The sequence below is a fragment of the Mycobacterium sp. NGS11 genome (genome assembly GCF_059813315.1).
Genome location: NZ_JCALEJ010000018.1, coordinates 22931 through 42801 on the forward strand (window position 1 = coordinate 22931; position 19871 = coordinate 42801).

Sequence of the window (19871 nt, forward strand, 5' to 3'; positions counted from 1 at the left end):
TGGGTGACCCGTCGCCGTGCCAATCCGACCAAGATCGACAGCAACCCGATCGAGCGCCACGCCGAAGGAGACCTCGATGCTGACCGACGAGCGGCGGACAGAGTTGTCCGACATCCTGCGCCCCGCCGCACCGCCCCGAGAAATCGCGGACGTCTACACCGACGATCAGCGGGAACGACTCCTTGACGTCGTGCGCACCGAGGGGCCATGGAAGCTGATCATCGCGCAACACTTCGCGTCCGCCGACGAACTGATCGCCACCATGAGCGGCGCCTTCCCCGAGGGGTTCACGCCGTCGCTGGACCTCTTCCTGACCCCGACGTTCCGCGGCTACCTGGCCAATCACGGCGCGGTGCTCTACCCTCAGCTGCACGACTGCTTCTACAACGCGCGATTCCTGGAGCTGGCCAAAGACTATTGGAACGCCGAGTACGCCAAACCACAGCTGATGCTGTTCAACATCAACGGACCGTGCGCCAATCGCGATCCGGGACACCTGGATTCGCCGAGCTTCCGCGGCGTGCGGCACGAGAACGCGCCGACCTGGCTCACCAGCGTCATGGGCAAATCCGGCCTCTTCACGGATTACCTGATCAAGATGGCTCAGGTCATCACCTGGTTTTCGCTGGATGGCAGTAGTGGCTTCACGTACTGGCCCGAAGGGCCGCTCAGGGCTCCCAAGCGAGTCCTGCCGCCGATCTACAACCGCGGCGTCGTCGTGCAGAACGAGATGATGGTGCACCGCGGCGAAGCGAACGGCCCGCTACAGCAACAGATTCCGCCCGGATTGGCGTTCGACACCGTGTTCACCGGCGACCCTGACGACCGCAACCACTGGCTGCTGAAGAACGGTGAGCACGTCATCGCGCGCCACCACACCGACGAGCTGCGCTTCCTGGTGCACTGGTCGGCCGAGGTGTTCGCCGACTTCGACGAGCTGAAGAAGAACATGGAGGGTTCCGACGACCTGACCGTCGAGCGGGCCATCGACATGATGGTCGACGACCTCAAAACCAGAGGCATCAGGCTCGACATCCCCGGTGAACCGCTGCACGACGCGGCCTTCATCGGCGCGCTCAACGCCGCTTACGACCTGGGCGGACCCGCCGTTTACCCCGAGGAGGCGCCGATCAGCGCCTTCGCGCTCGCATGATCGATATCCGCGAACAGCTCACGCAGTCGGTGCGACGACTGATCGATGTCACGATTCGCAGCGAGGCCGACGACGCCACCGTGGCGCGTGCTCTGGCTCTGGTCGACCAAACCGTCGAGTTGTTGAGCACGCGACTCCTGCCTGGGTCGTTTGGTGTGCGCACGAATTCCGAAGGTGCAAATATCGTTTGGGGAAATGTGGCCGTGGGGCTGCGTAACGCAATCGCCCCGCCCCTAATCATCGAGCACGACGAGGCGGGCGGCGTGCGTGCCGACGTTCACCTCGGCGCCGGCTACGAGGGACCGCCCGGACATGTGCACGGTGGAATGTGCGCACTGATCCTGGATCATGTGTTAGGTGCGACGGCTCATCGGCCGGGTAAACCGGCCTACACCGGCACCATCACCGTGCGCTACCTGCGTCCCACCCGATTGGGCGCGCTGCGAGCCGAGGCCCGGGTGGAGCGGATCGACGGTAGCAAGACGTATGCGACCGGCCACCTCAGAAACGCCGACGGCGTCACGGTTGAAGCCGAGGGCGTATTCATCACACCGCGGTACCGATGACCTTTCGTCACTGCGATAGGCGTTGTGCCCGCCTGCTTCTCACCGCGGGGGCCACATCCGTCGCCCTGTTGGCGGCGGCGCCGGTCGCCCATGCCGACACCACCGACCAGAGATTTCTGGCGGCCCTGGAGGAACAGGGCATCATCGACCAATCTTCGGCCGGACACGCGATCGAAGCCGCTCAATACGTCTGCGCTCGGCTCGACGCCGGCGATACGCCCCTGCAGGTGATGCACGAAGTGCTGGCCAGCAGCGGTTTGCCCGAGTTTCACACCGGTTTCTTCGTCGCCCAGAGCATCTACTCGTACTGCCCCCGTCACACGGATGAGATCCCGCGGGGATAGGCGATCCTAATTACTCTGGTGCACAATGGGTTTCGTCGACCACAGCCAAATCTCCGCGGCGCACCGCGTCCACGATCGACGCGCTCAGCGCCGAACACACGATGAAGACGCCCCGGCCGCCCGGTGTCGCAATCTTGCGCGCGTCGGCGCGTTCGACACACCGTTGCGTCGCATCGGCGTTCCACTGCACGCTGGTCTGATTCCAGCTGCTCTTGCGGGCCAGCACCCGCGCACCACAATTAGTGCACACCACCGGCACCATCGGCATCTCTTCGAGCCGATTGTCCGCTCGCACCGGCGATCTCAGCGTCATCAGGCCCGGGCCGCCATGTTGGCCTCGACCTCTTTCATCCACGCCTCGTAGGGCCGGGTGGTGTCGAGCTCGAATTCGAAGCGGTCCACCATGTCCGGTTGCACGTCAGCAGCGTCGACATAGAACTGCTGATACCAGCGCCGTAACTGGTAAACGGGGCCGTCTTCCTCGACCAGCAGCGGGTTGTCGATGCGTGCCTTGTGCCGCCAGATCTCGACGTCCTGCTCGAAACCGAGCTTGACGTAGTCGCCGAGTTTGACCGCCGTCTGCATCGCCTCGTCCGAAGGCATCGTCTCCGACTTCTTCACGATGATGCCGTATTGCAGCACAAAGGAATTCGCATCGATTGGATAGTGGCAATTGATGAGGATCGTCTTGGCGTCGCCGTGCTCGTAGTGATACGTCAGGTCGTCGATCATGAAGGACGGACCGTAGTAGGACGCCACCGACGTGTTGCCCAGCATCTGTGCGCCTTCGGTGCCGCCCATGTCCGGACGGCCCTCGCCGTTCATGTATTGCGTCGCGACGTGCCCCTCGAAGATGTTCTTGAAGTAGGTGGGCAACGCGCCGTGGATGTAGTAGAAGTGCGCCATATCCACCACGTTGTCGATGATTTCGCGGCAGTTGCTTCCCACGACGGTGGTGTACCAGTGCCAGTCGGTCCACTGGTCGCTGCTGGCGCCCTCGATGCGCGGGATCGTCACCTCCGGCGGTGGCGGTTTACCCTCCGGATCGTTCCACACGAACAACATGCCGTCCTGCTCCAGCGTGATCCACGCTCGGGTGCGGGCCAGTTTGGGCGCGCGCCGGCTGTACGGCACCTGCTTGCAGCGCCCGTCGCCGCCCCAGCGCCAGTCGTGGAACGGGCAGGCGATCTCGTTGCCCTTGACCTCGCCCTGGGACAGGTCGCCGCCCATGTGCCGGCAGTATCCGTCCAGCACGCTGATGTTCCCGTCCCCGCTGCGGAAGACGACGAGTTTCTGCCCGAAGGCGTTGATCGCGTGGGGCTTGCCGTCACCGAAATCCCTGGTCAGCCCCAGGCAGTGCCATCCGCGGGCGAACCGCGTCGGCGCGGCCTGCGCTTCGATGAACCGAATTTCGTCAGCCTCGGTCTGCGACGTCATGAGCCCGATTTAACTCCCCCGGACCGCGCCGCGGGACCCCCTTGTTCCACTCATCAGGACGGAGCTTCCGGTGGCTTCCCTCCTCGGCCTACCGTTGCGGACGTGACGACGCACAGCGCGACGATTCCCGCCGGACTTTCCGTGGCCGACGCGTGCGTCGACCTGCTCGTCGTCGGCTCGGGCACCGGCATGGCCGCGGCGCTGGCGGCCCACGAATCGGGATTGTCGGTGCTGATCGTGGAGAAGTCGTCGTACGTGGGCGGCTCGACCGCCCGGTCCGGCGGCGCGCTGTGGCTGCCGGCCAGCCCGGTGCTGGCCGAAGCGCACGCCGGAGACACCGCCGAACGCGCCGGCGCCTACCTGGATGCGGTGGTCTGCGGTTCGGCGCCCGCGCAACGGTCGGCGGCGTTCGTGGCGAACGTGTCCGCGACGGTGGACATGCTGCGCCGCGCGACGCCGCTGCGGTTGTTCTGGGCCCGCGACTATTCCGACTACCACCCCGAGGAGCCGGGCGGCAGCCCCGCCGGGCGAACCTGTGAGTGCCGCCCGTTCGACACCTCCCTGCTGGGCGAGTACCGCACGAGGTTGGAGCCCGGCCTGATGGAGGTCACCGTCCCGATGCCGACGACGGGCGCCGATTACCGGTGGATGAATCTGGTGGCCCGCATGCCGCGCAAGGGAATTCCGGTCTACGGCAAGCGCCTGGCGCAGGGCTTGGCCGGCCGTATGGTGGGCCGGCGTTACGCCGCGGGCGGTCAGGGCCTGATGGCCGGGCTGTTCACCGGGGTGCTGCGCGCCGGCATCCCGGTGTGGACCGGCACAACGCTCGCGCGCCTCGCCGGCGATGGCGACCGCGTGACCGGCGCCGTCGTCGAGCACGACGGCCGCGAGGTGACGATCACCGCGCGGCGGGGCGTCGTGCTGGCGACCGGTGGTTTCGACCACCGCATGGACATGCGGTGGAAATTCCAGTCGGAATCGTTGGGCGCCAACCTCAGTCTCGGTGCCGCCGCCAACACCGGCGACGGGATCCGAGCGGGCCAGGAAATCGGCGCCGACATCGACCTGATGGATCAGGCGTGGTGGTTCCCCGCCGTCGCGCCGCTGCCCGGCAAGGCGCCGGCGGTGATGTTGGCCGAGCGGTCACTGCCGGGCTGTCTGATCGTGGATCAGAACGGCCGCCGATTCGCCAACGAAGCGGCGGATTACATGTCCTTCGGTCAGCGGTTGCTCGAGCTGGAGCGGGCCGGCAGCCCGGTCGAGGCGATGTGGATCGTCTTCGACCAGCAGTACCGCAACAGTTATGTCTTTGGTGCCGAACTGTTTCCGCGGATGCGCATCCCGCAGGCGTGGTATGACGCCGGGATCGCGGTGCGGGCCGACACTTTGACCGATCTGGGCGCACGGATCGGCGTTGGCGTCTCGGAGTTTTTTGCGACGATGACACGCTTCAATCAAAATGCCGCTGCCGGTGAGGATCCCGACTTCGGCCGGGGCCGCAGCGCCTACGATCGCTATTACGGTGACCCGACCATCAAGCCCAACCCCAACCTGCGCCCGTTGGTCAACGGCCCGTTCTACGCGGTGAAAATGGTGCTGTCCGATCTGGGCACCTGCGGCGGACTGAACACGGACGAGCGTGCGCGGGTGCTGCGCGAAGACGGCCGCGCGATCGGCGGGCTGTACGCGATCGGCAACACCGCCGCCAACGCGTTCGGGACGACGTATCCGGGCGCGGGAGCGACGATCGCGCAGGGGCTGGTGTACGGCTACATCGCGGGGCGGGATGCGGCGAGCGCGGCGGGTCGCCGCCATCAGCACTAGCCGTCTTCGTCGTCTCCGTCGCGCAGCAGCTTCTCGGGGTGATGAAAGGTGTTGGTGCGGGGTTGTCCGCGTTCGAGCTCGGGTGGTGGCTTCCACTCTGTATCGCCTTGGGCGTTTTTGCGGGTGGTCCAGCCGCCGGGGCGTAGCAGGCGGTGGTGGGGGCCGCAGGCGAAGGTGAGGTCGTTGACGTCGGTGGTGTGGCACTTGGCGTAGTCGGTGGCGTGATGGACTTCGCAGTAGTAGCCGGGCACGGTGCAGCCCGGGGAGCTGCACCCGCGGTCCTTGGCGTACAACACGATTCGCTGCCCAGGTGAGGCCAGGCGCTTGGTGTGATACAGCGCTAGCGCCTTGCCCTTGTCGAAGATCGCCAAATAGTGATGGGCGTGACGGGCCAGGCGGATCACGTCGCTCATCGGCAGGATGGCGCCCCCACCGGTCAACCCGCGCCCCGCGGCGGATTCCAGCTCGGCCAGCGTCGTGGTCACGACGATGGAGGCCGGTAACCCGTTGTGCTGCCCCAACTCTCCGGAGGCCAGCATGGCGCGCAGGGCAGCCAGCAGCCCGTCGTGGTTGCGCTGGGCCGCCGATCGCGCATCACGCTCGATGGCCTCTTGGGTGGGCGCGCCATCGACGCACGGCGTGTCGTCGAGGGGATTGCACATGCCCGGGGCGGCGAGTTTGGCCAAGACGGCTTCGAACGTGGCGCGCGCCTCGGGAGTGAGCCAGCCGCGCAACGCCGACATGCCGTCGGCTTGCTGCTTGCCCAGCGTCAGGCCGCGTTGGCGGGCCCGGTCCTCGTCGGTGAAGGTGCCATCTGGGTTGAGGCAATCGGCCAGGACATCGGCCAGCTTTCCGAGCTGCTCGGGCCGATACCGGGTTCCCTCCATGGCGAGTTTGGCCTCGGCCTGCTCGCGGGTCGCCGTGTCCACCCAGCCGGGCAGGGCGCGGTGAAACTTACGAATCACCGCGACCTGACCTGCGCCCAGCGTGCCTTCGCGTTGGGCGGCCGCGGTGGCGGCCAGCACTGGGTCCAGCGGTTCGCCGGTCAGGCCGTGTCGCGGGCCCAGATCGCGCGCCTCTTTGATGCGGCGGGAGGCTTCGGTGCGGCTGATCAGTGTCGCCTCGGCGAGGGCATGGACCACTGAGCCGCCCAGCTCCACCGACGGTGCTTGGCGGACAGGGGAATTGATCAGCGGATGCTCGACGGCCGGGATGCGTCGGCGCTGCTTTTCGCAGCGCCGCAACACCGCCAGCTGCTGCTGCGGGCTGAGCGCGTCGAGGTTCAGCGCGCAGGCTCGATCCCAGGCGGCATCGAGCGCGTCGAACACCGCATCGACATCCTGCTGATCGCTCGAACCCATACCCCGAAACTAGCCGTAGCCACCGACAAGAAGCGGCGGCCAGGGGCCACTGAAACACAAGTGATGCAAGGGATTTCGTGGCGGGACTAACCGGTCGCCACCGTCAGCACTAATCCACTTCGCGCTTGGCCTGAACTTGCTTTTCGACCTCACGCCAATACCCCGGCGTCGGGCGTGGCTTGCCCAAACCACCCTTCGCGGCCTTCTGCAGGACCGCGTCGGCCTCGTCGATCTCCTTGATCATCTCCAACGCGAATTCGCGTTCGGCGGCGTAGTACTTGGCCGCCCAGCGCAGCGCGAGGACCGAGTACGCCCACGCGGGCTCCGCCTCCGCTCCCTCGGCGTCCTCGACGGCCTTGCGGTGTCTGGATTCGGCGTACGCCACGTGCTCCTGCAGCAATTCCTTGAGCTTAGCCGGGTTACTCAGGTGGCCGAACGTAACCCGCAGCAGCACAGAGTGTTTGAGCACCGGGGGGTCGACGGGCGCGTCGTTGGTCCAGGCGGTGACGGCGTCCATGCCTGCCGGCGTGATCTTGTAGAGCCGGCGGCTGCGGGTACCCTCGTCGCGTTCGACACGCGATGTCACCAATCCCAGCGACTCCAGCTTCTTCAACTCGGTGTAGATCTGGCTGTACGAGGGACTCCAGTAATAGAGGTCGACGCTCCAGTCGATCCACTTCTTGAGGTCGTAGCCCGAGACTTCCTCTTCGTACGACATCATGCCCAGCAGCGCCCAACTGGTGGCGGCGAGGGTCGCGTTGGTCAGCTTTTGGCTGGCAGGGTCCGTTTCGGAGTCCATGTTGCCAGGTTAGCAACACCGCCCCCTAGATTGGAGGACATGGACCGCTGGCTGGGACGCCCGTGAAATTCGCCTTCCCCGTTCCGCACCTGCTGCGCCTCAAGGCGATTACGCAGCCCTGGGAGGCCGCCGTCAGCGGGCCAGAACAGCGCCGCATGATGCAATGCGCCGACCGGTGGGGCTACGACATGATCGCGGTGCCCGAGCATTTCGTCATTCCCACCGATCACGTCGAGTTGTCCGGGCCGCACTATCTACACTCGACGACCGCGCAGGCCTTCATCGCCGGTGCCACCGAGCGGGTGGCCATCAACTCGTGCGTCACCATCTTGCCTCTGCAGCACCCCATCGTGCTGGCCAAAGCGCTGGCCACCGCGGACTGGATGAGCGGGGGCCGGATGATGGTGACGTTCGGAGTCGGGTGGCTGGCCCGCGAGTTCGAACTGCTCTCGGTGCCCTTCGGGGAGCGGGGCCGCATCGCCGACGAATACCTGGCGGCCATCGTCGAATTGTGGACCAGCGACACGCCGCGATTCGAAGGTCGATACGTGTCGTTCGCCGACATCGCCTTCGAGCCGAAACCCGTTCAGAAGCCCCATCTTCCGATCTGGATCGGCGGTGACGCGGACGCCGCGCTGCGCCGGGCGGCCACTTTCGGCTCCGGGTGGTGGCCGTTTCTCACGCCACCCGAACAGATCGCTCAGAAGCTCGACTACATCAAGTCTCAAAGCGCGTACGACGGACGGCAATTCGAGGTGATGCACGGGCTGGGCACCAACCGGGTCGGCGAAGGACACGTCGCGCGCCGCGCGACCGACCGGCCGGGCATGAGCGCCGCACACATCGTTGACCGGTTGAACTGGCTCGCCGAGCAGGGCGTGACCGTGACCGCGGTTCCCGTCCCGGCCGTCGGAGGCGTGGACGAATACCTCGATTACGCGCAGTGGGTGATCGAAGAGATCAAACCCCAGGTGTCCTAGCGGATCTGCAACCCGCGCCTGCGCACCCAATACACCGCGGCGACGCTACCGGCGATCCACACGGTGACGGCGATGGCAAGGTGGACAAAGCTTTTCGTTTCGCGCCCGAATACCGGCCAGATCAGGGCGGGCGCCTGCTTCCACAACACGCGGTGCTCCACGCCGTTCATCGGATCGGCCACGTAGTACAGCGCATAGGGCAGTGTCAGGGCCAGCACCCAACTGAGGGTGCGGCGCAAATCGCCGCGTTGGCGCCAGCGCCGGATCAGCGGCTCGGTGCTGACCGGGTGCAGCACCGAGATGAGATTGCCGACACCTAGCCAGGACACGATGGGCACCGCGACGGTGGGGATCGTAATGCCCAGCCGCCCAGGCGTTTCCAACCACAGCGTCAACGCAACCGCGGCGGCCAGGGTGGGCAGCCCGACGATCGCGAGCAGGGCGAGGTTCTTGATCAGCAGAATCCTCCAGAACGGGACCCCGCCCGATAAACCCCGAATGATCCGGTAATGGTCGGCGCCCAAGAAATTGGTGGTGGTGACATCGGCCAGGACCCACGAGGAGAAGTAGGTGCCCACGAGGATCACCCAATCGTGGTGACGGCCGAGAGTCAGCGGCTGCACCAGCAACCAGCCGGCGGCGAAGATCACGTTGGCCACCACACCCATCAGCCAGGTGCGCGGCGCGGTGAACGACCACCGGATTTCGGCGATGACCGCCGAAATCAAGCCCTTGTCGAAGTCGGCGGCGGCGCGCCGGGCAGCGGCGGGCCGAGGCGCCGACGCACGCACCGCGGCGCGCAGCGCGCGGCCCAGCCGTGGGCGCGGAACAACCGGGGACTCCCCCAGACCGCCGACCATGCAGGGCAGGATAGCGGGGATGAACCGTAAGCGTGTCATCGTCGCCGGGCTCGGGGACGCGGGCGTCCTCGCGGCGATTCGGCTGTCCCGGCATGCCGACGTCGTCGGCATCTCGGCCAAACCCGCGCTGGTGAGCGGCCAGGAGCTCGGCGTCCGGCTCTCGCGCCCGCACGACTGGGCCCGCGATTACTGGATCCCGTTCGACCGGTTCCGCCGCCTCGACGGCGTTCGCACCGTGCAGGCCACGCTGACCGGACTGGACCTGGCCGCCCACACCGTCTTCGGCCGAACCGAGGACGGCGCGGCCCTCACCGAGGCGTACGACGCGCTGATCATCTCGACCGGAGTCAGCAACGGATTTTGGCGCCAGCCGACGTTGCAGTCGGCCGACGACATCGGCGCGGGACTGCGCTCCGCGCACGACCGGCTGGCCGCCGCCGCATCGGTGGTCGTGGTGGGTGGCGGGGCGGCGGCGGTCAGCAGCGCCCTCAACATGGCAACCACGTGGCCGGACAAGCGGATCGACCTGTACTTCCCCGGCGAGTCGGCTCTCGAGGGGCACCATCCACGGATATGGCAGCGCATCCGCGACCGGCTGACTCGGCTGGGCGTCGGCGTGCATCCCGGACACCGCGCGGTGGTGGCCGACGGGTTCGCCGGCGACGAACTCACCAGCGGGCCGGTCCACTGGAGCACCGGGCAACCCCCGGCCGACGCCGACGCGGTGCTGTGGGCGATCGGGCGGGTGCGGCCCAACACCGGCTGGCTGCCGGCGGAATTGCTCGATGAGCGTGGGTTCGTGCGCGTCACCCCGGAGCTGCGCGTCCCCGGCCACCGGGGTGTGTTCGCGGTCGGCGACGTCGCGGCGACCGATCCCTTGCGCAGCTCCGCCCGTAACCGCGGCGACGCCCTGGTGGCGCGCAATGTCCTCGCCGACTTCGCCGGCCGGCCGCTACGGGCCTTCCGGGCGCCGACACGGCGGTGGGGTTCGCTGGTGGGCATCCAACCCAACGGGCTGGAGGTCTTCCTGCCCACCGGCCACGCCTTCCGCTTCCCGTCCTGGTCGGTCGAGCGCGTGGTGATGCCGTGGATCGTGCGCTGGGGCATGTATCGCGGGGTGCGCCGGAACGACCCACTCGGGTGAGCACCCCTCCCGCCGGCGGCGAATTGCGCCGCAGCCTAGGGGTTTTCGATGCGGTGGCGATCGGCCTCGGCTCGATGATCGGCGCAGGGATTTTCGCGGCGCTGGGACCCGCGGCGCGTGCCGCAGGCTCGGGACTGCTGCTGGGCCTCGCGTTGGCCGCGGTGGTCGCCTACTGCAACGCCACCTCGTCGGCGCGGCTCGCGGCGCGCTACCCCGCGTCGGGCGGCACCTATGTCTATGGCCGAAAACGGTTGGGAGACTTTTGGGGATACCTGGCCGGGTGGGGCTTCGTCGTCGGCAAGACCGCGTCATGCGCGGCCATGGCCTTGACCGTCGGCCTCTACGTCTGGCCCGCGCAGGCGCACGCGGTGGCCGTCGCGGCGGTGATCGCACTGACCGCGGTGAACTACGCCGGCGTGCAGAAGTCGGCCTGGCTGACCCGCATCGTCGTCGCCGCGGTGCTCGCCGTGCTGGCGGCGGTGTGCGTCGCCGCGCTCGCCTCCCCGGCCGCCGACGCCGATCGACTCCGCCCGACCGGCACGACGACCGGTGGGGTTGTTCAGGCGGCGGGTCTACTGTTCTTCGCGTTCGCCGGCTATGCGCGCATCGCGACGCTGGGCGAGGAGGTGCGCGACCCGTCCCGCGTCATTCCACGGGCGATACCGCTGGCGCTCACCGTCACCCTGGCCGTTTACGCAGTCGTCGCCGTGGCCTCACTCTCGGCGCTGGGGCCGAACCGTCTCGCACAGAGCGCCGCCCCCCTGGTCGAAACGGCCCGGGCCGCGGGCGCGGCCTGGCTGGTCCCCCTCGTCCAGGTAGGCGCGGTGGTCGCGGCGGTGGGCTCCCTGCTCGCGCTGATTCTGGGCGTCTCGCGCACCACGCTGGCCATGGCCCGGGACCGCCACCTCCCCCACGCGCTGGCCGCCGTGCACCCACGGTTCCGGGTGCCCCACCGCGCGGAATTGCTGATCGGCGTCGTGGTCGCGATCCTGGCCGCTACCACCGACCTTCGCGACGCCATCGGATTTTCGTCGTTCGCCGTGCTGATCTACTACGCCGTCGCCAACGCCTCCGCGTTCACGCTCGGGCCCGATGAGGGCCGCCCGCACCGCGTCATTCCGGTGATCGGGTTGCTCGGCTGCACGGTGCTGGCTTTCGCGATGCCGCTGCCGTCCGTAATTTCCGGTGTGGCGGTTCTGGGCATCGGCGTCGCCGCCTATCTGATTCGCCGCTTCATCACCCACACGATTCCTCGGGGGTCCGCACGGGGAAGACTGAGCTGATGTCCGACCCCGCGACCGAAGCGTTCGACAAGTTGGTGGCGCTGCTGAACTATCCGATGTTCGTCGTCACCACGCAGGCCCACGACACCCCGGCCGGTTGCCTGGTGGGCTTCGCCAGCCAGACCAGCATTCACCCGCCCCGATTCCTGGTTGGGCTGTCCCGGCGCAACCACACCTTCCGCGTCGCCCGTGCCGCCTCCCACCTGGCGGTGCACGTTTTCGGCCACGAGAACCTGGACGTGGTGGAGCTCTTCGGCGGCCAGACCAGCGACAAGGTCGACAAGTTCGACCGGTGTTCCTGGCATCGCGGTCCCGAAGAGATGCCCATCCTCGACGACGCCGCCGCGTGGTTCGTCGGCGAGATCGTCGAACGATTCTCGCTGGGTGACCATGTCGGGCACCTGCTCGCACCGGTGGCCGGCAGCCCACCCCAGGAACTCGAGACCTGGGTGTCCTTCGGCGACGTGCACGAGCTGGAACCCGGCCACGAGGCCTAGCGCGTGAGCGAGTCGCCCCGGATCAGCGCCGTTCCCAGCATCATTGAACTCGCGCCCTTCTACGCCGATCCCCCGGACGGTGTGCGGGCCAACATGATCTTCAGCGCCGACGGCGCCGCCGCGTTCGGTGGTCGCGCGGGTCCGCTGTCGTGTCCCACCGATCAACGGCTATTGAGAATCCTGCGCGGCCTGGCCGACGTCGTGCTGGTCGGCGCAGGCACCGCCCGCGCCGAAAACTACGGCCCGGTGACCCTCAGCGACGCGGCGCGCGCCACGCGGCACCACGAAGGACGAACCGAACCGCCCCCGATCGCGGTGGTGAGCCGCAGCGGTGAACTTCCGGCCCGGCTGTTCAGCAACCCGGACCAGCCGCCGATCCTGGTGACCTGCGCGAGCACCGCCGCACGACAAGACCTCGACGAAGACCGGCGCCACATCGTGGTCGCCGGAGAGGAGTCGGTCGACGTCTCGCGAGCGGTCGCGATACTGCGCGAGCAGGGAATGCATCGCATCCTGTGCGAAGGCGGACCGACGCTGCTCGACGAGTTGGTGGAAGCCGACGCCGTCACCGAAATCTGCGTGACGCTCGCCCCCAAACTGGCTGCGAGCCAGCCGGTGGGCCACCGACTGCGCCCGGCACAACTGCCCGCCCCGCGCACCATGAGCCTCGAGCACGCGCTGTTCTGCGAGGGCTATCTGTATCTGAGATATTGCCGCTGACCCCCGGCCGCGCTCAACATGCAGCAGGCGACGCCTCTTCCTATGATGAAAATGCCCGCTTTGAAACCCGATCGCTGCGCGCGACCGTCCCCGCAATCAGAAGAGGATCACCGCCCCGGTGAGCAGTTCAGCCGACGACCACGATTACCGTAATCTGGCGGTGAATCGACTGCGCCCCAGTGAAATTCACTGGGCACTGAACCACGACTCGGTGCACGGAATCGCCTACGCGTTCAAGAATCCCGTCGCTGTCGCGGACTCCCTCGAGGATCCCGACGACGACCGCAAGACCTACCTGGTGCGGGTCAAGCGCGACGACCTGGCCAACGCGCTGGAAAAAATCAATGAATGGATCTTCGACCATCCCGGCCCGGCCGGGATGCAGGCGTACAGATTCGTCCGGGCGCTGTCCCGGGAGGGGCTCACCGAACGCGCCACCGGCGATGACGACAACCGCTGATCCCGCGCCGGTAGCAAAGCGGCCTAGTCGGTAGCCGGCTCCGAATCCTCTTGGCGTTCAGCGTCTTCCACGGTCAGCGGCAATGCGAGTTCCTCGAGCGGGCGCTGCTCGGCGGCGATGCCGAGCCACAGTTCGACCAGGCCGGCCGCGGCCATCACGACCGCCCCGATGAGGAAGGACCAGACAACCTCGCTGCGCATGCCCGAGTTGATCAGCTGACCGAACAGCAATGGGCCGGTGATACCGCCGATCGCCGTGCCCATCGCGTAGAAGAACGCGATCGCCAGCGCCCTGGTCTCCATCGGGAAGATCTCGCTGACCGTCAGGTACGCCGCGCTGGCACCCGCCGACGCCAGGAAGAACGCGACGATCAGCAGGCCGATGAAGGCCCAGACGCCGCCGGCCTGGGTGACAAAGACCAACGCCAGCGCCACCACCGCCACGCCGGAGCCGATGTAGGTCAGCGTGATCATCGGCTTGCGGCCGACGGTGTCGAACAGGTGCCCGAGCACCAGCGGTCCGGCGAAATTGCTGAGGGCCCACAGCACGAAGAACACCGGCACCATGCCCGACGGCACGTCGTAGAACTGGCTGAGCAGCGTGCCGAGGTTGAACGTGACGCCGTTGTAGAGGAACGCCTGCCCGATGAACAGCGCCAGTCCGAGGATCGCGCGGCGTGGGTACAGCTTGAACGCCACGGCGGCGATCTCCCGGAACGAAATCGCCGTGCGCTGCCGGATCCGCAGCGCCTTGCCCTGCGGTCCGGGCAGCGGTTCGCCCGTCTCGTGCGCGACCGCGGCTTCGATGTCGCCGACGATCTGCTCCGCCTCGTCGTCGCGGCCGTGGATGAACAGCCACCTGGGGCTCTCCGGGACGTTGCGCCGCACCAGCAGCACGAAGATGCCGAGGATGGCGCCGATGCCGAAGGCGAGCCGCCAGCCGATGTCGGGCGGGAAGTGCGACGTGTCCAGCAGGATCAGCGCGCCACCCGCGCCGGCGGCCGAACCCAGCCAATAGGTTCCGTTGATGATCAGGTCGACGCGACCGCGCACTCGCGCGGGAATCAGCTCGTCGATGGCCGAATTGATGGCGGCGTATTCGCCGCCGATGCCGGAGCCGGTGAAGAAACGGGTCAGGAAGAAATACCACGGGGCGAAGGCGAACGCGGTGGCGACCGTGGCCACCAGATAGATGGCCAGGGTGATGATGAAGAGGTTTCGCCGGCCGAACCGATCGGTCAGGTGGCCGAAGAACAGCGCCCCCGAGCACGCCCCGGCGATGTAGATCGCGGCCGCCATGCCGATCTGCGCGGCGTTCAGCGCGATGCCGCTGTTGTGTTCCATGAGCCGGGCCGACACGTTGCCGACCATGGTGACCTCGAGCCCGTCGAGCACCCACACCCCGCCCAGGCCCACGACGACGCGCCAGTGAAACCGCGACCACGGCAGCCGGTCCAGCCGCGCGGGCACCTGCGTCGAGATGGTTTTGGTTTGCGCGCTCGCACTCATGCGGTCTCCGTTCTGGTGTGACAGAGGATTTACCCACCCGAGCCCGTCGTTAGCCCTCGGCCGGGTACCGCACCTGCGCCGCCGCGGGCGTCAGCCACGCTCGGAGCGGGACTCCTCGGGAGTCCAGGCCTGCGGCTGGCCGGGGTGGCCGGGGAAGAGGAAGTCGATGAAGGCCGCGGCCGTCGGCTGGGGCTCGTGGTTGGCCAGCCCCGGGCGCTCGTTGGCCTCGATGAAGGCGTACTCGGCGCCTGTGACGTCGGGCACCAGTAAGTCGATGCCGGTCACCGGGATGCCGATCGCTTCGGCCGCCGTCACCGCGACTCGGCACAGCTCGCTGTTCACGTGCGCGGTCACGTCGTGGATGGTGCCGCCCTGATGCAGGTTGGCGGTGCGCCGAACCCGCAGCCGAGTCCCCTGCGGCAGCACGTCGTCGAGCTGCCAGCCGGCTTCGGCGATCGTCGACTCGGTGAGGTCGTCGAGCGGGATGCGGGACTCACCGCCGGTGGCCGCAGAGCGCCGCCGACTCTCGGCGGCGATCAAATCCCGAACGCTGTGCTCGCCCGTGCCGATGATCTCCGGGGGCATCCGCAGCGCGGCGGCGACGACGCGTCCGTCGATCACCACGAGGCGAAGGTCGTCGCCGGTGACCCGCTGCTCGATCAGCACGTCCGGGTAGTGCTGGCGGGCCCGCGCCAGCGCCGAGCTGAGGTCGTCGGGCCCGTTGTCCGGGACGACCCCGACCGTGATGCCCTTGCCCTGCTCGCCACGCGTCGGTTTGACGACGACCTCGCCGACCTCCTTGAGGAACGCGAAATCGCTCTCATCGAACGTGGCCAGTCGCGCGCGGGGCACGGTGATGCCCGCCTCGGCGACCAGGCGCCGCGTCAGCCGCTTGTCGTCGCAGCGGCACATGGCCACGGCGGAGGTGTACTCGGACAGGGATTCACGGGTGAGCACGCTGCGGCCGCCGTGGGTCAGGCGCATCTCGCCGGTCTCGGCGTCGAGCACCTCGACCCAGATCCCGCGGCGCAGCGCCTCGTCGGCGATGATGCGGGCGTACGGGTTGAGGTCGTCGATGGTCTCGGGCGGCGGACTGAACAGTGGCTCGTTGATCGCGTTCTTGCGCTTGATCGCCAGCACCGGGACGCGACGGAAACCCAGCTTCTCGTACAGGCCGATGGCGGCGGCATTGTCGTGCGCCACCGACAGATCCATGTAGGCCCGGCCCTCGCTGCGGAAGTGTTCGGCCAGCGCCTTGGTGAGGGCGCCACCCACCCCGGGCAGCCCCGCTGCCGGATCCACCGCCAGGGTCCACAGGCTCGATCCCTCTTCCGGGTCGTTGAACAGCAGCTCGTGGTCGACGCCGGTAACGGTGCCGACGACCGCGCCGTCCTCGTCGCGCACCGCCAGCAGGTACTTCACCGCGGGCAGGTGTTGATGGTTGTGCCAGATCACGTCGACCCCGGCCGGGACCATGCCGCAGCGCACGTAGACGCGATTCATGGCGTCGGCATCGATCGGGTCGTTGAGGGTGCGGACCGTGACGCCAAGCGGCGGTGGCGCAAGGTTTTTCGTCGTCGGGGTGAAGCGCAGCCGGTAGGTGTGGCTGGGGTCGATGAACAGCTCGGTGGGCGCCTCGGCGACCACGACGTGGGATTCGCGGGCGTAGATGCAGATGTCGCGGCGCCCGGGACCCTCGCGGCGCAGCGCTTCGACCAGTTCCTGCGAATTGGCGAAGGTCTGCCCGAAAATCAGCCGGCCCCAACCCAATTCGAGCTCGACGTCCTTGGCCATCGCGTCGACCAGCTCGGGTGGCGACGCGTCGTGCAGGCCGAGGGTGATCGCCTCGGTGTGGTCGTGGCCGCCGGACGGATCGGCCATGGTCATGCGACCGGGCCGGTGACACCGTGGCGCTGCAACCACAGCTCGAGCAGGGCGATCTGCCAGAGCTCGTTGCCGCGCAGCGGGGTCAGCTTGCCGTTGGGGTTGGCCAGTAACGCGTCGACCGCGTCGGTGTTGAACAGGCCGCGTTCCTTGGCGGTGGGTGCGTAGAGGGCGTCGCGGACCATGTCGAGGTAGGGCCCTTCGAGGTGGGTCAGCGCCGGGACCGGGAAGTAGCCCTTGGGGCGATCGATGACCTCGGACGGAATCACCCGTCGCGCAGCCTGTTTCAGGACGCCCTTGCCTTCGTGGGCGATCTTCAGTTCCGGCGGGCAGGTCGCTGCCAGCTCGACCAAATCGTGGTCGAGGAACGGCACCCGGCCTTCCAACCCCCACGCCATCGTCATGTTGTCGACCCGCTTCACCGGGTCATCGATCAGCATCACCGTGGTGTCGAGCCGCAGCGCGCGGTCGATACCGGTCTCGGCGCCGGCCTGGGCGAAATGCTCGGTGACGAATCGCAGGCTCGGGTCGTCGGGCGCGACGATGCCCGATCCGACCAGGGCTGAGACCCCGGCGGTGTCGCGGTCGAAGAAGGCGCCGCGATATTGCGCGACGGCACCGTCCAGGGTCGCCGCGGCGGGCTCGCCCATCGGCGGGTACCAGTGGTAGCCGGCGAACACCTCGTCGGCGCCCTGGCCGGACTGCACGACCTTGACGTGCCGCGCCACTTCCTGACTGAGCAGGTAGAAGGCGACGCAGTCGTGGCTGACCATCGGCTCGCTCATCGCGCCGATGGCACCGTCGAGCGCGGGCAGCATCCGGTCGGTCTCGATGCGGATCTGGTGGTGGTCGGTCTCGAAGCGCTTGGCCACGATGTCGGAGTACTGGAACTCGTCGCCCTTGACGCCGCCCGCCGACTCGAAACCGATGGAGAAGGTCGACAACCCGTGCTGGCCGGCCTCGGCGAGCAGACCCACGATCAGGCTGGAGTCCACGCCGCCGGACAGCAGGCAACCGACCGGCACGTCGGCGACCAGGCGGCGCTTGACCGCCAGCCGCAGCGTGGACAGCACGGCGTCTTCCCAGTCGCGCTCCGACCAGCCGGCGCGGTCGGCGTGGCGGGTGAAGTCGGGCGCCCAGTAGGTGGTGACGGTGCGCTTGCCGTCGGGCTCGATGGCGACCAGCGATGCCGGCGGCACCTTGCGGACGCCGCGCAGGATGGTGTTCGGCGCGGGCACCACCGAGTGGAAGCTCATGTAGTGGTGCAGGGCGACCGGATCGATGCGGGTGTCCACGCCGCCGCCGGCCAACAGGGCGGGCAGCGTGGACGCGAACCGGACCCGATGGCCGTCCTCGGTCAGGTACAGCGGCTTGATGCCGAGCCGGTCACGGCCCAGCAGCACCCGCCCGCTGTCGCGTTCGACGATGGCGAAGGCGAACATGCCGAACAGGTGGCTCACGAAATCGTCGCCCCACCGGTGGTAGGCCTTGATCAGAACTTCGGTGTCGCTGTGCGAGAAGAAGCGGTAGCCGTACCCGCTGAGTTCTTGCCGCAACTCCTTGTAGTTGTAGATGCAGCCGTTCCAGGCCAGGGACAGCCCCAGCTCCGAGTCGACCATCGGCTGGGCGCCGGCTTCGGTCAGGTCGATGATTTTGAGGCGACGGTGGCCGAGCGCCACCCGGCCCTGCGACCAGGCGCCGCCTGTATCCGGGCCCCGTGGCGTCAGCACGGCGGCCATCGCTGAGACCGCCGCTACGTCGGGCGCTTGCCCGTCGAGCCGTACCTCCCCGGTGACTCCGCACACGCCTTCGACCCTACCGTTGCCCGAATGGAATCGCCCAGACGGCCGCTGTGACATGCGTCGGCTCGCCGGTTGCCGGCCAACGGGTAATCGGTGATTCCTGGCCGTCACCAGGTCGCGAGCTGATCGCTGCGGGCACCCCGCCTTGCGGTTTTCGCCGGTGAACCTCAGGCGGCGCCGTCGGGCGAACATAAACCGCCGTGGCGCAACAGGTTTCAACCGGAACGGTTCGCCACGACCGCTGGGCCCGCCCCGGCGATGCCCGCCAAGCCCTTTCGACCGGCGCCGGCTCGTTTGTCAGCCGCTCGAACACGTTGCACGCGAACGGGGTTCGCGACGCGACACCGACTCGGTGTTTGACCTCTGCAGGATTGGGTACAGTCGTGGCGATGTGGGGGTCGGTCCTGAGTTTGGGTGTTCTGGCTGCGCTCAATCCGGTGCGCCTGGGCCTGGCCCTTCTGATGATCTCCCGCCCGCGGCCCGCGCCGAATTTGCTCGCCTACTGGATCGGCGGGCTCACCGTATGCATACCCGAACTGGTTGTGCCGCTGGTCCTGCTCAACTTCACGTCGCTGTTCGGCTCGTTTGGGCACGCTTCGGCGACCCCGGCGGCCAGCTCCGCCCTCCCGCGAATTCAAATCGGCCTAGGTGTGCTGGGTTTGACGATCGCCGCGGTGCTGGCCGTGCGGTTTTCGACGCGCCAGCGCGCCGAGGCGCGAGCAATGAGCCGTGGGGACTCGGCGCTCGGGCCGGCCCCGGATACGCCGATCGCCGTTCCACGATTCCTCAGCCGCGCGCGGGATGTTTCTGCCGACGACCGTTCGCCGCTGCGGCGCCTGCTCCACCGCGGCCACTGCGCGTGGGAGGCAGGATCGCTGTGGATCGCGTGGGTGATCGGGTTGGCCTCGGTGCCGGTCGATGGCGTTTTCTTCATCCTCGCGATCATCGTGGCCTCGAGGGCCCCGATCGCGGCACAGGTCAGCGCCTCCATCGCCTTCTTCCTGTTGATGTATTCCGTAGTCGAGATGATCCTGGTGGGTTATGTGGCCGCGCCGGCCCGCACCGAGGCCCTCCTGCGACAGCTGCATGACTGGGTGCGCGCCTACCACCGGCAGATCCTGGTGACTGTGTTCACGGTGGTCGGGATCTCGCAGTTGGCCGAGGGCTTCAACATCCTCTGAATTCGACGGTCGAACGCGCTATGGGCGCCGACGCAGATATCGAAGTCGAAATCACCGCTGCCGCAACG

19 protein-coding genes are annotated in these 19871 nt (G+C 67.8%); 11 read left to right on the forward strand and 8 right to left on the reverse strand.

The genetic code is table 11. The features are described 5' to 3' along the window. Positions 1–76: 76 nt before the first annotated feature. From AC5Y4T_RS18720 to AC5Y4T_RS18730, 3 genes are read left to right on the forward strand one after another with little or no spacing between them, the layout of a single operon-like run. Positions 77–1153, forward strand: a complete 1077-nt coding sequence (locus AC5Y4T_RS18720; RefSeq protein WP_499954785.1) for a hypothetical protein — start codon at positions 77–79, stop codon at positions 1151–1153. Beyond that, entirely contained in the window at positions 1150–1719 is a 570-nt protein-coding gene (locus tag AC5Y4T_RS18725) for a PaaI family thioesterase (protein ID WP_499954787.1), read from the forward strand. Before AC5Y4T_RS18720 ends, AC5Y4T_RS18725 begins: the two co-directional genes overlap by 4 nt. Next, positions 1716–2063, forward strand: a complete 348-nt coding sequence (locus AC5Y4T_RS18730) for a DUF732 domain-containing protein (protein WP_499920983.1) — start codon at positions 1716–1718, stop codon at positions 2061–2063. The genes AC5Y4T_RS18725 and AC5Y4T_RS18730 overlap by 4 nt, the downstream gene beginning before the upstream one ends. A 10-nt stretch (positions 2064–2073) precedes the next feature. On the opposite strand, the gene AC5Y4T_RS18735 is transcribed toward AC5Y4T_RS18730, so the two are convergent. Together AC5Y4T_RS18735 and AC5Y4T_RS18740 are read right to left on the reverse strand one after the other, a co-directional pair. Beyond that, positions 2074–2376 (reverse strand): ferredoxin, encoded by a 303-nt coding sequence (locus tag AC5Y4T_RS18735; RefSeq protein ID WP_499954789.1) that lies wholly within the window; start codon positions 2374–2376, stop codon positions 2074–2076. Beyond that, positions 2376–3500 (reverse strand): 3-ketosteroid-9-alpha-monooxygenase, oxygenase component, encoded by a 1125-nt coding sequence (locus AC5Y4T_RS18740; RefSeq protein ID WP_499954791.1) that lies wholly within the window; start codon positions 3498–3500, stop codon positions 2376–2378. Before AC5Y4T_RS18740 ends, AC5Y4T_RS18735 begins: the two co-directional genes overlap by 1 nt. 102 nt (positions 3501–3602) lie before the next feature. On the opposite strand from AC5Y4T_RS18740, the gene AC5Y4T_RS18745 reads away from it, so the two are divergent. Continuing rightward, positions 3603–5324, forward strand: coding sequence for a 3-ketosteroid-delta-1-dehydrogenase (locus AC5Y4T_RS18745; RefSeq protein ID WP_499920978.1), 1722 nt, complete (start codon positions 3603–3605; stop codon positions 5322–5324). On the opposite strand, the gene AC5Y4T_RS18750 is transcribed toward AC5Y4T_RS18745, so the two are convergent. Next, positions 5321–6685 (reverse strand): HNH endonuclease signature motif containing protein, encoded by a 1365-nt coding sequence (locus AC5Y4T_RS18750; RefSeq protein ID WP_499920976.1) that lies wholly within the window; start codon positions 6683–6685, stop codon positions 5321–5323. The genes AC5Y4T_RS18745 and AC5Y4T_RS18750 overlap by 4 nt on opposite strands. A gap of 109 nt (positions 6686–6794) precedes the next feature. Continuing rightward, positions 6795–7484, reverse strand: a complete 690-nt coding sequence (locus AC5Y4T_RS18755; RefSeq protein ID WP_499920974.1) for a PadR family transcriptional regulator — start codon at positions 7482–7484, stop codon at positions 6795–6797. Positions 7485–7546: 62 nt separating this feature from the next. On the opposite strand from AC5Y4T_RS18755, the gene AC5Y4T_RS18760 reads away from it, so the two are divergent. Further along, positions 7547–8464, forward strand: a complete 918-nt coding sequence (locus AC5Y4T_RS18760; RefSeq protein WP_499920972.1) for a TIGR03619 family F420-dependent LLM class oxidoreductase — start codon at positions 7547–7549, stop codon at positions 8462–8464. Here the strand turns inward: AC5Y4T_RS18760 and AC5Y4T_RS18765 are convergent. After that, entirely contained in the window at positions 8461–9324 is an 864-nt protein-coding gene (locus AC5Y4T_RS18765; protein WP_499920970.1) for a hypothetical protein, read from the reverse strand. The genes AC5Y4T_RS18760 and AC5Y4T_RS18765 overlap by 4 nt on opposite strands. A gap of 19 nt (positions 9325–9343) precedes the next feature. On the opposite strand from AC5Y4T_RS18765, the gene AC5Y4T_RS18770 reads away from it, so the two are divergent. The 5 genes from AC5Y4T_RS18770 (at position 9344) to AC5Y4T_RS18790 (ending at position 13428) form a co-directional block, all read left to right on the forward strand. Beyond that, positions 9344–10468: an FAD-dependent oxidoreductase gene (locus AC5Y4T_RS18770; protein WP_499920967.1), complete on the forward strand. Its 1125-nt coding sequence runs from the start codon at positions 9344–9346 to the stop codon at positions 10466–10468. Continuing rightward, positions 10465–11751, forward strand: a complete 1287-nt coding sequence (locus tag AC5Y4T_RS18775; RefSeq protein ID WP_499920963.1) for an APC family permease — start codon at positions 10465–10467, stop codon at positions 11749–11751. The genes AC5Y4T_RS18770 and AC5Y4T_RS18775 overlap by 4 nt, the downstream gene beginning before the upstream one ends. Beyond that, complete coding sequence (locus tag AC5Y4T_RS18780) at positions 11751–12248, forward strand: flavin reductase family protein (RefSeq protein ID WP_499920962.1); 498 nt, start codon at positions 11751–11753, stop codon at positions 12246–12248. The genes AC5Y4T_RS18775 and AC5Y4T_RS18780 overlap by 1 nt, the downstream gene beginning before the upstream one ends. 3 nt (positions 12249–12251) lie before the next feature. After that, positions 12252–12968 carry a pyrimidine reductase family protein gene (locus tag AC5Y4T_RS18785; protein ID WP_499920960.1) on the forward strand — a complete coding sequence of 239 codons (717 nt, stop codon included), beginning with the start codon at positions 12252–12254 and terminating at the stop codon, positions 12966–12968. 118 nt (positions 12969–13086) lie between these two features. Then, positions 13087–13428 (forward strand): hypothetical protein, encoded by a 342-nt coding sequence (locus AC5Y4T_RS18790; RefSeq protein ID WP_499954794.1) that lies wholly within the window; start codon positions 13087–13089, stop codon positions 13426–13428. Between the two features lie 23 nt (positions 13429–13451). On the opposite strand, the gene AC5Y4T_RS18795 is transcribed toward AC5Y4T_RS18790, so the two are convergent. The 3 genes from AC5Y4T_RS18795 to AC5Y4T_RS18805 all read right to left on the reverse strand — a co-directional run bounded on the left by AC5Y4T_RS18795 (position 13452) and on the right by AC5Y4T_RS18805 (position 18625). Beyond that, complete coding sequence (locus AC5Y4T_RS18795) at positions 13452–14936, reverse strand: MFS transporter (RefSeq protein ID WP_499920956.1); 1485 nt, start codon at positions 14934–14936, stop codon at positions 13452–13454. Between the two features lie 90 nt (positions 14937–15026). Further along, positions 15027–16823 (reverse strand): N-acetylglutaminylglutamine synthetase, encoded by a 1797-nt coding sequence (ngg, locus tag AC5Y4T_RS18800; RefSeq protein ID WP_499920954.1) that lies wholly within the window; start codon positions 16821–16823, stop codon positions 15027–15029. Continuing rightward, positions 16820–18625: an N-acetylglutaminylglutamine amidotransferase gene (locus tag AC5Y4T_RS18805; RefSeq protein WP_499920952.1), complete on the reverse strand. Its 1806-nt coding sequence runs from the start codon at positions 18623–18625 to the stop codon at positions 16820–16822. Before AC5Y4T_RS18805 ends, ngg begins: the two co-directional genes overlap by 4 nt. Before the next feature lie 386 nt (positions 18626–19011). On the opposite strand from AC5Y4T_RS18805, the gene AC5Y4T_RS18810 reads away from it, so the two are divergent. After that, on the forward strand, positions 19012–19803 hold the full coding sequence (locus AC5Y4T_RS18810; RefSeq protein WP_499920950.1) for a GAP family protein: 792 nt from the start codon (positions 19012–19014) through the stop codon (positions 19801–19803). Positions 19804–19871: the final 68 nt, after the last annotated feature.

Bases quoted from the DNA above. Each gene is read 5' to 3' on its own strand.
- AC5Y4T_RS18720 (WP_499954785.1), top strand. From the start codon at position 77: ATGCTGACCGACGAGCGGCGGACAGAGTTGTCCGACATCCTGCGCCCC.
- AC5Y4T_RS18725 (WP_499954787.1), top strand. From the start codon at position 1,150: ATGATCGATATCCGCGAACAGCTCACGCAGTCGGTGCGACGACTGATC.
- AC5Y4T_RS18730 (WP_499920983.1), top strand. From the start codon at position 1,716: ATGACCTTTCGTCACTGCGATAGGCGTTGTGCCCGCCTGCTTCTCACC.
- AC5Y4T_RS18735 (WP_499954789.1), bottom strand. From the start codon at position 2,376: ATGACGCTGAGATCGCCGGTGCGAGCGGACAATCGGCTCGAAGAGATG.
- AC5Y4T_RS18740 (WP_499954791.1), bottom strand. From the start codon at position 3,500: ATGACGTCGCAGACCGAGGCTGACGAAATTCGGTTCATCGAAGCGCAG.
- AC5Y4T_RS18750 (WP_499920976.1), bottom strand. From the start codon at position 6,685: ATGGGTTCGAGCGATCAGCAGGATGTCGATGCGGTGTTCGACGCGCTC.
- AC5Y4T_RS18755 (WP_499920974.1), bottom strand. From the start codon at position 7,484: ATGGACTCCGAAACGGACCCTGCCAGCCAAAAGCTGACCAACGCGACC.
- AC5Y4T_RS18765 (WP_499920970.1), bottom strand. From the start codon at position 9,324: ATGGTCGGCGGTCTGGGGGAGTCCCCGGTTGTTCCGCGCCCACGGCTG.
- AC5Y4T_RS18770 (WP_499920967.1), top strand. From the start codon at position 9,344: ATGAACCGTAAGCGTGTCATCGTCGCCGGGCTCGGGGACGCGGGCGTC.
- AC5Y4T_RS18780 (WP_499920962.1), top strand. From the start codon at position 11,751: ATGTCCGACCCCGCGACCGAAGCGTTCGACAAGTTGGTGGCGCTGCTG.
- AC5Y4T_RS18795 (WP_499920956.1), bottom strand. From the start codon at position 14,936: ATGAGTGCGAGCGCGCAAACCAAAACCATCTCGACGCAGGTGCCCGCG.
- ngg (WP_499920954.1), bottom strand. From the start codon at position 16,823: ATGACCATGGCCGATCCGTCCGGCGGCCACGACCACACCGAGGCGATC.
- AC5Y4T_RS18810 (WP_499920950.1), top strand. From the start codon at position 19,012: ATGTGGGGGTCGGTCCTGAGTTTGGGTGTTCTGGCTGCGCTCAATCCG.